Here is a 13,571-nt window from a genome sequence, read left to right as displayed (position 1 = left end):
GAAGAGGCTCTCCTTGTTTCTTGCGGGGGTCGGGTCAGCCCTTGACGGCACCCTGCGTGACACCCTCCATCACCCAGCGCTGAGTGAAGAGATAGGCGACGATCGCGGGCGCCATGGCCATCAGGTACGAGGCGAAGGCGACGTTGTAGTTGTTGCTGAACTGGTTCTGGAAGAGGTTCTGCCGCACCGGGAGCGTCTGCAGCGCCGGGTCGGAGATGATCAGCGACGGCATCATGAAGTCGTTCCAGGCGTAGAGGAAGGCGAAGATGCCGACCGTGGCGCTCATCGGCGCGAGCAGCGGGAAGATGAGCCGCCAGAACGTCTGCCAGGTCGTGGCGCCGTCGATCCGCGCGCTCTCCTCCAGCTCGATCGGGATCGAGCGCAGGAAGGCCGTGAACAGCAGCACGCTGAAGCTGAGCTGGAACATCGTGGCGAGGATGATCACGCCGAACGGGTTGTCGAGGCCGACGCGTCCGGTGAGCTGGATCTGCGGAAGTGCCACGACGGGGAACGGGATGAACATCGCCGCCAGCAGGTAGAAGAAGGAGTACCGGAACAGCCGGCGGTCCCAGTTGCGCACGATCGCGTACGACGCGAAGGCCGCGAGGACGATCGTCGCGATGACCGTCCCTGCCGTGACGAGCAGCGAGATCGCGGCGCCGACCGGGAACTTCGTCAGCGTCCACGCTTGCACGAAGCCGTCGATGCTGAACGGCGCCGGCAGCGAGAACGCGTTGCCGTCGACCGCCTGCCCGGTGGTCTTGAACGCCATCGAGATCGTCACGTACAGCGGGATGAGGATCGTCGCCGTGCACAGGATCAGGATGATGGTGCCCGACCAGTTGACGCGCTCCATCTTCTGCCGCTTCCGGCGTCCGTCCGCGGGGATGGTGGTGAGGGTCTCCGTCGACATCAGAACGTGTTCCTTCCGCGGGTCAGCGAGAGCTGGAGGACGGAGATGAGCACGGCCACGATGAAGAAGATCGTGGCGTTGGCCATCTGGTAGGCGTAGTCGCCGCCGTTGAAGCCCGCGATGATCGTCATCGCGACGCTGCGGGTGGCGGTGCCGGGACCGCCGTTGGTGAGGCCGACGATGATGTCGTAGGCGTTGAGGAAGCCCTTGAAGCCGAGGATCACGTTGATGACGACGTATCCGGCGACGAGGGGGATCGTGATGCGGGTCAGCTGCTGCGTGCGGCTGGCGCCGTCGATGCTCGCCGCCTCGTACACCTCGCCCGGCACCGACAGGAGTCCGGCGATGTAGATGAGGAGCGTGCCGGGGACCGCCTGCCAGGCGGTGACGATCACGATCGCGACCCAGGCGAGGTCGGGGTTGGCGAGCAGGCTCGTCTCCAGCCACGGGATGCCGGTGGCCGCGCCCGCCGCGGGGATCGAGTTCGAGAACAGGAAGTTGAAGACGTAGGCGATGATGATGCCCGAGATCACCATCGGGATCACGAAGATCGTCCGCAGCCCCGTCTTGAACCGGATGCGGGAGGTGAGGCCGACCGCCAGCAGGAACGCGATGACGTTGACGACGATCACTGTCGCGATCGAGAACCCGAAGGTGAAGAGATAGCTCTGCAGGATCGCCGGGTCGCTGAACAGCGCGATGTAGTTCGTCAGCCCGTTGAAGCTCCATTCGCCGATGCCGATCGAGTCGGTGAAGCTGAAGAAGATGCCGATGACGCCGGGGACCGTGATCGCGAGCGTGAAGATCACCAGGGTCGGCAGCAGGAACAGGTAGTAGATCGGCTCGACGCGGCGCGTGTGGCGGCGGATCTTCCGCTGCTCGCCGGTGACGATGGCGGTCGTGCTGGTGCTCATGGCGCGGACTCCTCTGTCTCGCCCGATGCGGAATCCTCGGAACTCGGGATCGGGGCGCGGAAGGCGATGCGGGCCCAGTCCGCGTCCATGGTGCGGAGGATGGAGGACGGGTCGGCGCCGAGCACCATGGCCTGCGCGTAGTTGTTCATCGGCAGGGTCTTCGGGACGAGGACCGACGGGCCCTGGTAGATCCGCCCCTCGTCGTAGTACTCGATCATGCCCTCGATACGCGGGTCGTCCGGCGGTGCCGCGTCCGTCGTCGGGGTGAACCCGAGCTGCGAGGCGTTGTACTCCTCGATGTTCTCCGGGAGGTAGAGGTACTCCAGGAAGTCGCGCGCGGCCTCCTGGTGCTGCGACTCCTCGGGGATCATGACCGCGAGGTCCATGTTCACCCGGACGGCGAGGTCGCCCGGATCGTCGGTCATGGGCAGCGGGAAGGTGCCGAGGTCGAGGTCGGGGTCGGTCTTGGCGATCTCGCTGAAAGCCCACGGCCCCTGGAGGTACATCGCGGCCTCCCCCTTCGCGAAGGCGAGGTTGCCGTCTCCGTACGCCCGGCTCGCCGCATCCTCGTTCGTGTACTCGTTCGCGAGCACCATCATCCGGTCCATCGGTTCCGCGAAGTCCTTCTCGAAGGAGACCTCCGAGTCCGGGCCCACCTCTGTGCCCTCGGCGGCGAGCGCGTCGAAGAAAGCCAGCACGTCCAGCGAGCCACCGGCCGCGTAGTCGTACCAGCCCTGCGCGACGGTCCAGTCGTCCTTGAACGTGGCGTAGAACGGGTCGATCCCGGCCTCGCGGAGGCTGTCGCTGACGGCGAGGAGCTCGTCCCAGGTCTGCGGCACCTCGAGGCCCTGCTCCGCGAAGATCTGCGTGTTGTAGATGACCGAGGCGGCCATGACCGAGTACGGCAGGGCGCTGGTGCGCCCCTCGCAGGAGCCGTACTGGTCCATCAACGGCTGCAGGTCCTCACGGATGCCGGCGGCGGCCTCCGTGTCGGAGAGGTCGGTGAGCGCGCACCGCTGCACGAACCGGGCGACCTCGTAGTTGTAGTTGGCGAGCATGATGTCGGGCGGGTTCCCGCGGACGAAGCTCGCCGAGACGACGTCGACGCCGGACGTGTCGATCTCCACCCGGACGTCGTCCTGCGACGCGTTGTACTCCGCGACGAGCTCCGTCATGAACGGGATGGCCTCGCGCTTGCTGAACGTGAAGCGGATCGTCTCCGCTCCCCCGCCGGCGGCACAGCTCGTGAGCGCCGCGCCGGTCAGCACGAGGCCGAGCGCTCCGGCGGTCCAGCGCACCGCCCGTGATCGTGTGGCAGACACCGTCGTCCTTTCGTAGATCCGCGGAATAAATCTAGTGAGCGAATTTAGTCCGTCTAGAGGTACTGTCTCATCTGGGCGACAGGAAGGTCAAGGGGAGTGACAGAGGTCTCGACGGGACTCGGCACCGGCCGCGCGAGCGTGAGCGCGGTGCTCGACTTCGCCTGGACGGCCGGCGAGTTCACCGCCACCGAGGCCATGGCCGGCACCTCGCTCACGCGCTCGACCACCATCGACGCGATCGACACCCTCGTCACCGCGGAGGTGCTGCGCGAGCTGCCCAACGCGCGCGCCATCGGCGATTACCGCTCCGGGCGCCCCGCGCGCCGCTTCGCCCTCGCGGCAGACCTCGGCGTGGTGATGGGCATCGACGCCGGCGACACCCATCTCGCCGTCACCGTCGCGGATCTGCTCGATCGCACGCTCGTGCACCATCGCGTGGAGGTCGACCCCGCGCAGAGCGTCGAGGACCGCCGGGCGACGATCCTGCAGCACCTCACCGCCGCGCGCGACGAGGCCGGGGTGCCCGCGGAGCGCGTGCTCGCGGTGTGCGCCGGCGTCGCCGCCCCCGTCAACCGCGACGGCATCTCGCCCCCGCACCCCGACGGCTTCTGGGAGCGCACGAACCCCGGGCTCGCGGAGGCCCTGCGCGACTGGGCCCCGGTGGTCGAGGTGAAGAACGACGCCCAGCTCGCCGCGATCGCCGAGGGGACGCTCGGGGTGGCCGTCGACTGCCGCGACTACGTGGCCCTGCTCGCGAGTGAGCGCTTCGGCGGCGGCGTCGTCGTCGACGGGCACGTGCTGCATGGCGCCCACGGCGGCGTCGGCGAGGGCGTGGTGTTCGATCACATCATCGGTGTCGGCTCGGCGGTGGGCCTCCGTCACGCCGTGGAGGAACAGGCTCGGAGCGCCGTCGAAGACGGGGGCGCTCCCGCAGACGGAATCCTCGGACGGCTCGTGGCGGACGGGCCGGTCGATCCGCGGCTGGTGCTGACCCTCGCCGCCTCCGGAGACGCCGACGCCCTCCGCGTCGCCGAGCGCGTGGGGGCCACCCTCGCCCGTGTCGTCGGGGTGCTCGGCAGCATGTACGACCCCGCGCGCGTGATCATCTGCGGGGCCGTGGCGGAGAGCATCGAGCCTGTGCTGGCCGCCGCCCGCCGGATCCTCCCTGACGAGCTGCACCTGCCCGCACCCGAGATCCTCGCCTCCACACTCGGCGCGGAGGTCGTGTCGGCCGGCGCGATCGCGACCGCCCGGAGGGCTGCCAGGGAGCGTGCCGTCCCCCGCCTCGCGGAACAGCGTCTCACCGCCTGACCCCCCTCTTGCGTCAGCCGCCCCCTCCCCTCGCGACCCGCCCTCTCTCGCGAGAACAGGCAAGCGCGCGAGTTCAGGCTCTCCCACCCCTGGCAGCCTGTTCCCGCGCGAACGCCTGTCCCGCCAGCCTGTCGCGAGAACAGGCCCCCGCGCGAACTCAGGCGAACGCGGGAGTTCAGGCTCTCCCTCACTCCAGAGCCTGTTCTCGCGCGAACGCCTGTGTCGTGGGACGCGGATGCCGATCGCGGTCAGGACAGTGTCGGCGGAATACCGAAGAGAGTGTGGAAGGCGGCCGCGCCGGCGGGAGAGACCATCACGGCACGCGAGGTCTGCTGAGGGTGGATCCAGCCTCGGTCGCGCGCGGTGCGGAGGAGGACCGCGCCGAGGTGACCCGAGAGATGCGAGCGCCGTTCCGTCCAGTCGAGGCAGCTCCGCACAAGAGGACGACGAGACGACGGCACCAACGCGTCCGGCCCCGCGATGCTCTCGAACAGGTCGCGCCCCGTCGCGGTCACCGTCAGGTCCGGCGTGAGGTGCCCCCGCTCGACGAGGGCGTCGAAGAGGGCGACCCCCAGGCGACCGGCGAGGTGGTCGTAGCAGGTGCGGGCCAGGGCCATGCCGTCTCGCGCCGTCGCCGAACGGAGGCTCGAGACCGGAGCCGCCTTCCCGGCGTACGCCGTCGCGGCCTCGATGATGTGCGCGGCGCCGGGGGAAGCGAGGGTGACGTAGGAGTGCCGCCCCTGTCGGCGGAGTGCGACGAGCCGGACGTCGAGGAGCGTCGTCAGATGCTCCGACGCCGTCGACCTCGACACCCCGGCGGCACGCGCGAGCTCGCCGGCCGTCCATGCCCGGCCGTCGAGGAGCGCCAGACACATCTGCACCCGCGTCGGGCTGCTGAGCGCGTGTCCCAGCTGGGACACGGACGAGGGATCGACGATCACGCCACGACGGGGTCGTCGAGGAGCGGCGCGCGGAAGTTGGAGCCGACCCGAGGCCCCTGGGCGAAGTAATGGCGGAAGGCGTAGGACAGAGGGTCCCACTTGTCCGTGTCGATGCGGTCGGGTCCGTACGCCTTCAAGATGTCCTCGTGCACGTGGACCTGCAGGACCTCGGCTTCGACCGCCAGCGCGTCGCCGCCGTCGATCGGGATGATCTGGGCCACGCGCGCTTCGATCTGCACCGGGCATTCCGCGATCCGGAACGGGATCACCGCCTCCGACGGCACAGGGGTGAAGCCCCCGAGACTCCATTTGTCCGGCTCATGCCGGTACGCGGGAACCTTCTCGGCGGGAACCGGCGAGCGACCGGTGGTCGGCGCGATCGCCTCCACGGCGTGCACGAGGTCGGCGGAGGGGAGGTTGATGACGAGGTCCCTGACCCGTCCGATGTTCGCGGCCGCCTGCCCTTCGGCACCGAGCCCGAGCATGTACCGCGTCCCCAGCGCCCATGCGGACGAGATCGGGCTGATGTTCGACGACCCGTCGGGGTTGACGGTGGTGATCAGCGCGACAGGAGTCCCGAAGTACAACACCGGCAGGTCGACGCTCCGCGTGGTTCTCATCCGTCCATTCTCGCCACCCGATCGTTCGGGCCGCGCCGAACCGTGGCCTGCTCAGTCCACCAGGAGCGCGGGCTCCTCGAGGATGGAGGCGACGTCGGCGATGAAGCGGCTCATGCCGTCGCCGTCGATCACGCGGTGGTCGAACGAGCCGGCGACCGTGGTCACCCAGCGCGGGCGCACCTCGCCGTCGACGACCCAGGGCTTCTGGCTGATCGTGCCCATGGCGACGATGCCGGCCTCGCCCGGGTTGATGATCGGAGTGCCCGCGTCCATCCCGAACACGCCGATGTTCGTGATGGTGATCGTGCCGTTCTGCTGATCGGCCGGCGGGGTCTTGCCCTCGCGCGCCGTGAGCGTGAGCCGGTTCAGCGCGCGGGCGAGATCCTTCATGCTGAGGTCCTGGGCGTCCTTGATGTTCGGCACGAGCAGACCCCGGGGCGTGGCGGCGGCGATGCCGAGGTTCACGTAGTGGCGCACGGCGATCTCGGCACCGGCCTCGGTGTCGATCCAGGCCGCGTTGACCATCGGCGTCCGGCGCACCGCCCAGATCACCGCGCGAGCCATGATGAGCAGCGGCGAGACCTTGATGTCGGCGTAGTCCGGCGAGGCCTTGAGGCGCTTGACGACTTCCATCGTGCGGGTGGCGTCGATCTCCTTCCACACCGTCACGTGCGGGGCGGAGTACGCGCTCTGCACCATCGCCGACGACGTCGCCTTGCGCACGCCCTTCACGGGGATGGACTCGGTACGGTCGTCGCCGGCCGCCGACGGGCGCACCGGTGCGAGGCCGCGAGCCAGGCCGGACGGGACCTGCGGCGCGGGCACCGTCTCCTCGCGCACGCTCCCCCACTCCGGGGTCTCGATGTTGCGGAAGACGCTGGCCTGCGAGGCGTGCTTCATGACGTCGTCGCGGGTGACCTCGCCGTCGGCACCCGTGGGCGTCACGCTCGTGAGGTCGACGCCGAGGTCGCGGGCGAGCTTGCGGATCGGCGGCTTCGCGATCACGCCGACCGACGACCGCACGGGGCGCTCGGCCGGGCGCTTGCGCCGCGAGGTCGCGCCGCTTCCGGAGCCGTAGCCGACGAGCACCGACCCGCCGCCCTCCTCGGGCGCGGGCGCCTCCGCCGTCGCGACGGTGCCGGGCGCCACCGAACCGTTCCCCGAGCCCGCCGCAGGGTCGGTCACGAAGGTGATGATCGGGGTGCCGACCTCGACCGTCGCCCCCTCGTCGACGAGCAGCTCGCCGACCACGCCCGCGTGCGGGGAGGGCAGCTCGACCAGGGACTTCGCGGTCTCGATCTCGCAGATGACGTCGTTGATGGCGACCCGGTCACCCGGCGCCACCTTCCACGCGACGATCTCGGCCTCGGTCAGCCCTTCGCCGACGTCCGGGAGGGGGAAGTTCTGCGTGCTCATGCGGAGTCCTTTCGTGGGCCGCGTTCATAACTCAGGAGACTCGAACCGGTGCGCGCCCCTGCGCCCGCGCTGGACGGGTGAAGGGGGCGGTTGTCCTGAGTTGTGAACATGGAACGTCGGTGTCAGTAGGCCAGGGAACGGTCGACGGCTTCGAGGATGCGGTCGGCGTCCGGCAGGTAGGCGCCCTCGAGCTTCGCGGGCGGGAACGGGGTGTCGTAGCCGGAGACGCGCAGCACCGGAGCCTCGAGGGCGTAGAACGCGCGCTCCATGACGGTCGCGGCGATCTCGCTGCCGAGGCTCGTGAATCCCGGGGCCTCCTGCGCGTAGACCATGCGGCCCGTCTTGCGTACCGACCCGAGGATCGGCTCGTAGTCCACCGGCGACAGCGAGCGCACGTCGACGACCTCGCAGCTCGTGCCCTCGGACTCGGCGAGGGCGGCGGCCTGGAGCAGCGTCGTCACCATGGCGCCGTGTCCGACGAGGGTCACGTCCGTCCCGGTCCGCACCACCCGCGAGGAGTGCAGCGGGACGGCGGGAGCGTCGAGCTCGACCTCGCCCTTCGGCCAGTACCGGCTCTTCGGCTCCAGGAAGATCACCGGGTCGTCCGACGCGATGGCCTCCTGGATCATCCAGTAGGCATCGTTCGCGGTGGACGGCGACACCACGCGCAGGCCGGGGGTGTGCGTGAAGTACGCCTCCGGGCTCTCCTGGTGGTGCTCGACCGCCCCGATGTGCCCGCCGTACGGGATGCGGATCACGACGGGCAGCCGCAGTGACCCCTCGTGCCGGTTGGTGAGCTTGGCGAGCTGGGTGGTGATCTGGTCGAACGCGGGGAAGACGAAGCCGTCGAACTGGATCTCGACGACGGGACGGAACCCGGCCATCGCGAGGCCGATCGCGGTTCCGACCAGGGCCGACTCCGCGAGCGGGGTGTCCAGCACACGCTGCTCCCCGAAGTCGCGCTGCAGGTGCTCGGTGATGCGGAACACGCCGCCGAGCTTGCCGATGTCCTCGCCCATGAGGAGGACTTTCGGGTCGTCCTCCATCGCCTTGCGCATACCGGCGTTCAGCGCCTTGCCGAGCGGCATGGTCTCCCGGGTCACTGGCCCTCTCCTTCGAACGACGCCTCGTAGCGGGCGCGCCAGGCTTTCTGCTCCTCGATCAGCGGATGCGGCTCGCTGTACACGTGGTCGAACATGAGGTCGGCGCGGGGCGGGCCGAGCTGCACGGTGCGGGCGCGGAGGTCTTCCGCGGCGTCGGCGGCCTCGGCGTCGACCTCGGCGAAGAAGCCCTCCTCGGCGCCGCGGTTCTCCAGGAACGCGCGCATCCGGACGATCGGGTCGCGCCCGGCCCACGCGAGCTCCTCGTCGTCGCCGCGGTACTTCGTGGGGTCGTCGCTGGTCGTGTGCGCGCCGAGCCGGTAGGTCACGGCCTCGATGGCGCGAGGGCCGCCGCCGCCGCGCGCCTCGTCGAGGGCCACGCGGGACACCGCGTAGCTGGCGAGGACGTCGTTGCCGTCCACGCGGACACTGGGGATGCCGTACCCGGCGCTGCGCTGCACGAGCGGCACCCGCGACTGCGTGGAGACGGGCACCGAGATCGCCCAGTGGTTGTTCTGCAGGAAGAACAGCGTCGGGGCCTGGTAGCTGGCCGCGAACACCATCGCCTCGTGCACGTCGCCCTGGCTGGAGGCCCCGTCGCCGTAGTACACGACGACCGCCTCGTCGCGCTCGGGGTCGCCGGTGCCGGTGCGCCCGTCGAACGTGAGACCCATGGCATAGCCGGCGGCGTGCAGCACCTGGGAGCCGAGCACGAGCGTGTAGAGGCGGGTGTTGCCGTTCTTCGGGTCGGTCGGGTCCCAGCCGCCGTGGGAGACGCCCCGCATGAGCTTGATGATGTCCACCGGGTCCACGCCGCGGATCCGGGTGACGGCGTGCTCGCGGTACGAGGGGAAGATCGTGTCCTGCGCGCGGGCGGCCCGACCGGAGCCGACCTGCGCCGCCTCCTGTCCGCGGCTCGGCGGCCACAGGGCGAGCTGCCCCTGGCGCTGCAGGTTGGTGGCCTGGGTGTCGATCGCGCGGATGCCCACCATGTCGCGGTAGAACTGCGCGAGCTCGTCGTCGGGGATGGCCTCGATGAGCGGCAGGTACTGCTCCGCGGCCGGCGTCGGGGCGACCTTTCCGGTCTCGTCCAGGACGCGCACGAGGGGGGTCTCAGAGGTGCTCACGGCCCCCACGCTACCCGCGTCGGCATGCCGGGTCACGCATACCTAGGACGCCCTCGTATCTCCCCGGAACCCCGAGATTCCGCGGTTCGCAGGGCGGCGTCGCGCTCAGCGGAGGGTTGCGGCGACCTCCAGCACACGGGTGACGGCCGCCTCCTCGCCGACGGAGATCCGGATGCCGTCGCCGGAGAAAGGGCGCACGATCAGGTCGGCGTCGACGAACGCCGCCGCGACCTCGTCCGTACGCGCGCCGGTCGGCAGCCAGACGAAGTTGCCCTGGGCGTCCGGCACCTCCCAGCCCTGCGCGCGGAGCCCCTCGACGAGACGGGCGCGGCGTTCGACGATCACGGCGACGCGCTCGAGGAGCTCGGCTTCGGCGTCGAGGCTCGCGATGGCGGCGTTCTCGGCCGCGGATGTCACCGACAGCGGGATGCCGGTCGTCCGCGCCGCGTCGAGCACCTTCTCGTGGCCGATCGCATAGCCGACCCGGAGCCCGGCCAGACCGTAGGCCTTGGAGAACGTGCGGAGGACGACCACGTTCGGGTGCGCCTCGAAGACGCGCTCGGCCAGGCCGTCGACGGCGTCGGGGGCGGTGACGAACTCCGCGTAGGCCTCGTCGAGGATGATGAGCACGTCGGACCGCACGCGATCCACGAACGCCGCGAACTCGGCAGAGGTGATGATCGGGCCGGTCGGGTTGTTCGGCGTGCAGACGATGATCGCGCGCGTGCGGTCGGTCACGGCGTCGGCCATCGCGTCGAGGTCGTGACGGGAGTCGGCGGTCAGCGGCACCTGCACCCCGGTCGCCCCGGCGACGAGCGGCAGGCTCGGGTACGCCTCGAACGACCGCCAGGCGTAGACGACCTCGTCGCCGACCGACGCGGTGGCGAGCACGAGCTGATGCAGGATCGCGACGCTGCCGGAGGCGACGTGGACCTGCTCGGGCTCGACCCCGTAGCGGGCTCCGAGCCGCGCACGCAGGCGGCCGGCCGTGGCGTCGGGATAGCGGTTGATCGGCGTCGTGTGCTGCAGCGCCTCGACGACCGAGGGCAGCGGATCGAACGGATTCTCGTTGCTGGAGAGCTTGAAGGCCTCGGGACCGGCCTGCTTGCCCTGGCGGTACGGCGCGAGGGAGGCGATGGCGGGACGGATGCGGGGCAGGGTCGGCTCGGTCACGCGTCGAGTCTAGGACGTGTGTCCCGCCACCCTTTCGAGGCCGAGGGTGCGGTGATACCATTCTGGTATGGCTATGACGGTGCGACTTCCTGCGGAACTCGATGCACGGCTCGAAGACATCGCACGAGCCCGGCACGTCTCCAAGCACGCCGTGATCATCGAGGCGGCCACCCGGTTCGCGAACAGCGAGTCCAAGACCGATCGAGTTCTGGCGCTCGCGGACGAGGTGACCGAACGCTACGGCGACGCCATCACGCGCCTCGAGGACGCCTGATCGATGGCCACCGAGTACATCGAGCCCGAGCAGGCCCTCGCGCTGATCGCGAAGCTCGGCCTGCATGTGCGCGACGAGGGACTGCTCTTCTCCGCTCTGGCGCGACCTGCCGCCGGGATGTTCGGCGTCGATGCGTATCCGACCTTCGCGAAGAAGGCGGCCGCCCTGATGAGCTCCGTCGCCCAGAATCACGCACTGTTCGACGGGAACAAGCGCACGGCGCTCTATCTCACCTTCATCTTTATCCGGCTGAACGGCTACGACCTCACCTTTACGAACGACGAAGCCTTCGAGTTCGTGATCGATGTCGCGCAGAGCCGGATGGATCTCGGGGAGATCTCCCAGGTCCTCGCCGCCCACATCCGTCCGGTGGACGACCGCGGCTGACACCGCGAGCCCCGCGTGGGAGACTGAACACATCATGCGCTTCATCATCCGGGTCGTCGTCAACGCGTTCGCCATCTGGGTCGTCACGCTCATCCCCGTGCTCCAGGTCACGGTGCGCGCCTTCCCGCCGGGCGAGACGCTGCAGCTCGTCCTGACGCTCCTCGCGGTGGGAGCCCTTTTCGCGCTGGTGAACACCATCATCGGCACGGTCGTGAAGATCGTCGCCTTCCCGCTGTACATCATCACGTTCGGCCTCATCGGCTTCCTCATCAACGGCTTCCTGCTCTGGCTGACCGCCTGGATCACCAGCAGCTTCGGATGGGGCCTGACGGTCGAGTCGTTCTGGTGGGGTGTTCTCGCCGCCCTGATCATCTCGATCATCAACGGCATCTTCGGCTTCATCCTGCGCCCGCAGAACAAGCGCTCCCGCCGCGACTGACCCGTCCACCGACGTCTGCCGACGCCGCGTGCGGCTCACGGATCGGGGAGCACACGCTCCGCGCGGTACTCGGTGCGGTCGACGGTGACGGCGCGGTCCAGGTCCGCCCAGTAGGCGTCGAGAGCCTCCGCCCGCGGGTCGGCGGAGGCATCCACCATCGCCGCGGTCTCGACATAGTTCTCCAGGGAGTGCGTCTCGAGCGCGAGGTCCTGCTGACCGGCGTCGGGGTCGCCCACCCGGCTCGCTGTGAAGCTGTCGGCCGAGCCTGTGCCCTCCCTCGCCCCTCCCGCGGCGAGCGCGGACACCACGTCGTCGGTGTGCCGAAGCTGCACCAGGGTGTGATCGGCGGAGAGCGTCGGCTCCACGGGGCTTCCAGCGGTGATCTGAGTCGTGACCGCGAACGGGCTCTCCATGGCCAGGTGCGCCGCGATCATCCCACCCTGCGAGTGCGCGACCACATCCACCCGATCCCCGGGCCTCGCACCGGCCGCGGCCAGGGCGTCGAGGGTCGCCTGATACGACGCGGACCGGCCCCCGGTGTAGAGCTCGATGTTCGACTTCATGTCCCACGGTTCCGTCCCGCCGGCCGTGCGGAGCGACATCGAGCGGCTGCCGGCGAGGTAGGCGACGTATCGCGGCGCCTCACCGGGCATCGTGTACTTCTCGATCGCCACCTGCGCCCCGGAGGCGGAGGGCAGTCGGCGGAGCGCACTCGCCAGTCCGCTCGGTGCGCCGGTCGGCCGCGAGCGGGAGGCCACGGAGACGCGTACCGGAGCGGCCGTCGCGCCGAGTGCCATTCCCGGTCGGACGCGCCCGAGTCCCGACGTCACGCCTACGAACGCACCGCCCAGGAAGACCGGTGGGAGCAGACCGGCGGCGTCGTACTGGTCGTCGAGGCCGCGGAACCGCCGGGCATCCGCGGTCCGCTCCAGAGTGTCCGCGAGCGTTCCCACACTCCCGTCCGAGGCGAGGAGCCGCGCCAGGCGCGCCTCCACCGCGGCGGCGGCGGCCGCGTCGGTGTGCGCCAGCGCCTCCGCCTGCGCGCGCAGCTCGACGACCTCGTACGCCTCCGCCATCAGGACGAGGTCGGCGGCCGTCTTCTCGACGCGGGCCGTCAGCCCGTCCAGCGACGTCGCCACGGACCGCAGCGACCAGGCCGCGGGGGCCAGCTCCGTCCACGCCGCCGTGGCGAGCAGCGCCTCGGCGCGCGCCACGGCATCGGCCACCTCCGCCAATACCGGGATGACGCCCCGCACCCGTACCGCGAGGTCGCGAAGCTGCGCGGTGTCCACGGCGATCGCGCCGCCGTGGTCGATGCTGAGCCCGCTCATGCCGCTTCCGCCTCCCTGCGGCACTGCTGCATCATGGCGCGCACCGGCGCCGCGTCCTCGGACAGCCGCCAGAGCGCCATCCGCAGCGCCTCGACCCCCTCGGATTCCCAGGAGCACGCATCACGCAGGACCGTCAGCACGGACGCCGCCTCGTCGAGTCGCTCCCCGGCCGCATCCAGCTCGGACAGCACTGCGGCGCGCAGCGCGGGGTCGACACCGGGAGAGAGGGCGGTGAGAGGGAAGGACGACATGGATCCACCCTTTCCCCGCCCTTCGTTCCCCGGCTCCGGATGCGCCTCACAC

General features: G+C 70.1%; 15 protein-coding genes. 4 read left to right on the top strand and 11 right to left on the bottom strand.

The features are described 5' to 3' along the window. Positions 1-34: 34 nt before the first annotated feature. Genes AB0N68_RS06820 through AB0N68_RS06810 form a run of 3 tightly spaced genes read right to left on the bottom strand, consistent with a single transcriptional unit; the run spans position 35 to position 3,149 of the window. Complete coding sequence (locus tag AB0N68_RS06820; protein WP_085605188.1) at positions 35-913, bottom strand: carbohydrate ABC transporter permease; 879 nt, start codon at positions 911-913, stop codon at positions 35-37. Beyond that, on the bottom strand, positions 913-1,827 hold the full coding sequence (locus AB0N68_RS06815) for a carbohydrate ABC transporter permease (protein ID WP_101848001.1): 915 nt from the start codon (positions 1,825-1,827) through the stop codon (positions 913-915). Before AB0N68_RS06815 ends, AB0N68_RS06820 begins: the two co-directional genes overlap by 1 nt. After that, positions 1,824-3,149 carry an ABC transporter substrate-binding protein gene (locus AB0N68_RS06810; RefSeq protein ID WP_259952563.1) on the bottom strand — a complete coding sequence of 442 codons (1,326 nt, stop codon included), beginning with the start codon at positions 3,147-3,149 and terminating at the stop codon, positions 1,824-1,826. The genes AB0N68_RS06815 and AB0N68_RS06810 overlap by 4 nt, the downstream gene beginning before the upstream one ends. 96 nt (positions 3,150-3,245) lie before the next feature. On the opposite strand from AB0N68_RS06810, the gene AB0N68_RS06805 reads away from it, so the two are divergent. Further along, a complete protein-coding gene (locus AB0N68_RS06805; protein WP_313366481.1) occupies positions 3,246-4,460 on the top strand; it encodes an ROK family protein in 1,215 nt (404 codons plus the stop codon). 248 nt (positions 4,461-4,708) lie between these two features. On the opposite strand, the gene AB0N68_RS06800 is transcribed toward AB0N68_RS06805, so the two are convergent. The 6 genes from AB0N68_RS06800 to AB0N68_RS06775 all read right to left on the bottom strand — a co-directional run bounded on the left by AB0N68_RS06800 (position 4,709) and on the right by AB0N68_RS06775 (position 10,837). Then, positions 4,709-5,380 (bottom strand): ArsR/SmtB family transcription factor, encoded by a 672-nt coding sequence (locus AB0N68_RS06800; protein ID WP_313366482.1) that lies wholly within the window; start codon positions 5,378-5,380, stop codon positions 4,709-4,711. Between the two features lie 17 nt (positions 5,381-5,397). Next, positions 5,398-6,021 carry a flavin reductase family protein gene (locus AB0N68_RS06795; RefSeq protein ID WP_259952566.1) on the bottom strand — a complete coding sequence of 208 codons (624 nt, stop codon included), beginning with the start codon at positions 6,019-6,021 and terminating at the stop codon, positions 5,398-5,400. 51 nt (positions 6,022-6,072) lie between these two features. Then, positions 6,073-7,437 carry a dihydrolipoamide acetyltransferase family protein gene (locus AB0N68_RS06790; protein WP_363332376.1) on the bottom strand — a complete coding sequence of 455 codons (1,365 nt, stop codon included), beginning with the start codon at positions 7,435-7,437 and terminating at the stop codon, positions 6,073-6,075. Positions 7,438-7,559: 122 nt separating this feature from the next. Beyond that, the gene (locus tag AB0N68_RS06785; protein WP_187664256.1) at positions 7,560-8,525 is read right to left on the bottom strand and encodes an alpha-ketoacid dehydrogenase subunit beta; all 966 of its coding nucleotides are present in this window, start codon (positions 8,523-8,525) and stop codon (positions 7,560-7,562) included. 11 nt (positions 8,526-8,536) lie between these two features. Further along, on the bottom strand, positions 8,537-9,664 hold the full coding sequence (locus AB0N68_RS06780) for a thiamine pyrophosphate-dependent dehydrogenase E1 component subunit alpha (RefSeq protein WP_280569136.1): 1,128 nt from the start codon (positions 9,662-9,664) through the stop codon (positions 8,537-8,539). A gap of 105 nt (positions 9,665-9,769) precedes the next feature. Next, entirely contained in the window at positions 9,770-10,837 is a 1,068-nt protein-coding gene (locus AB0N68_RS06775) for a histidinol-phosphate transaminase (RefSeq protein ID WP_268776919.1), read from the bottom strand. Positions 10,838-10,904: 67 nt separating this feature from the next. Here AB0N68_RS06775 and AB0N68_RS06770 point away from each other — a divergent pair, with 67 nt between their 5' ends. Genes AB0N68_RS06770 through AB0N68_RS06760 form a run of 3 tightly spaced genes read left to right on the top strand, consistent with a single transcriptional unit; the run spans position 10,905 to position 11,937 of the window. Then, complete coding sequence (locus AB0N68_RS06770; RefSeq protein WP_101847995.1) at positions 10,905-11,111, top strand: ribbon-helix-helix protein, CopG family; 207 nt, start codon at positions 10,905-10,907, stop codon at positions 11,109-11,111. A 3-nt stretch (positions 11,112-11,114) separates the two neighbouring features. Further along, a complete protein-coding gene (locus AB0N68_RS06765) occupies positions 11,115-11,498 on the top strand; it encodes a type II toxin-antitoxin system death-on-curing family toxin (RefSeq protein WP_292794957.1) in 384 nt (127 codons plus the stop codon). A gap of 34 nt (positions 11,499-11,532) precedes the next feature. Then, complete coding sequence (locus AB0N68_RS06760) at positions 11,533-11,937, top strand: phage holin family protein (protein ID WP_187662697.1); 405 nt, start codon at positions 11,533-11,535, stop codon at positions 11,935-11,937. A 35-nt stretch (positions 11,938-11,972) separates the two neighbouring features. Here AB0N68_RS06760 and AB0N68_RS06755 read toward each other — a convergent pair whose 3' ends face one another. After that, the gene (locus AB0N68_RS06755; RefSeq protein WP_313366485.1) at positions 11,973-13,268 is read right to left on the bottom strand and encodes a hypothetical protein; all 1,296 of its coding nucleotides are present in this window, start codon (positions 13,266-13,268) and stop codon (positions 11,973-11,975) included. Then, entirely contained in the window at positions 13,265-13,519 is a 255-nt protein-coding gene (locus AB0N68_RS06750) for a hypothetical protein (RefSeq protein ID WP_292798010.1), read from the bottom strand. Before AB0N68_RS06750 ends, AB0N68_RS06755 begins: the two co-directional genes overlap by 4 nt. Positions 13,520-13,571 lie beyond the last annotated feature (52 nt).

The organism is Microbacterium meiriae (assembly GCF_040685015.1).
Lineage (GTDB): Bacteria > Actinomycetota > Actinomycetes > Actinomycetales > Microbacteriaceae > Microbacterium > Microbacterium meiriae.
The sequence above is the reverse complement of the archived record's forward strand: the minus strand, read 5'-3'. Positions and strand labels throughout refer to the sequence as shown.

Excerpts from the sequence above, each read along its gene's own strand:
- AB0N68_RS06820 (WP_085605188.1), bottom strand. The coding sequence starts at position 913 with ATGTCGACGGAGACCCTCACCACCATCCCCGCGGACGGACGCCGGAAG.
- AB0N68_RS06815 (WP_101848001.1), bottom strand. The coding sequence starts at position 1,827 with ATGAGCACCAGCACGACCGCCATCGTCACCGGCGAGCAGCGGAAGATC.
- AB0N68_RS06795 (WP_259952566.1), bottom strand. The coding sequence starts at position 6,021 with ATGAGAACCACGCGGAGCGTCGACCTGCCGGTGTTGTACTTCGGGACT.
- AB0N68_RS06790 (WP_363332376.1), bottom strand. The coding sequence starts at position 7,437 with ATGAGCACGCAGAACTTCCCCCTCCCGGACGTCGGCGAAGGGCTGACC.
- AB0N68_RS06785 (WP_187664256.1), bottom strand. The coding sequence starts at position 8,525 with ATGCCGCTCGGCAAGGCGCTGAACGCCGGTATGCGCAAGGCGATGGAG.
- AB0N68_RS06770 (WP_101847995.1), top strand. The coding sequence starts at position 10,905 with ATGGCTATGACGGTGCGACTTCCTGCGGAACTCGATGCACGGCTCGAA.
- AB0N68_RS06765 (WP_292794957.1), top strand. The coding sequence starts at position 11,115 with ATGGCCACCGAGTACATCGAGCCCGAGCAGGCCCTCGCGCTGATCGCG.
- AB0N68_RS06760 (WP_187662697.1), top strand. The coding sequence starts at position 11,533 with ATGCGCTTCATCATCCGGGTCGTCGTCAACGCGTTCGCCATCTGGGTC.
- AB0N68_RS06755 (WP_313366485.1), bottom strand. The coding sequence starts at position 13,268 with ATGAGCGGGCTCAGCATCGACCACGGCGGCGCGATCGCCGTGGACACC.
- AB0N68_RS06750 (WP_292798010.1), bottom strand. The coding sequence starts at position 13,519 with ATGTCGTCCTTCCCTCTCACCGCCCTCTCTCCCGGTGTCGACCCCGCG.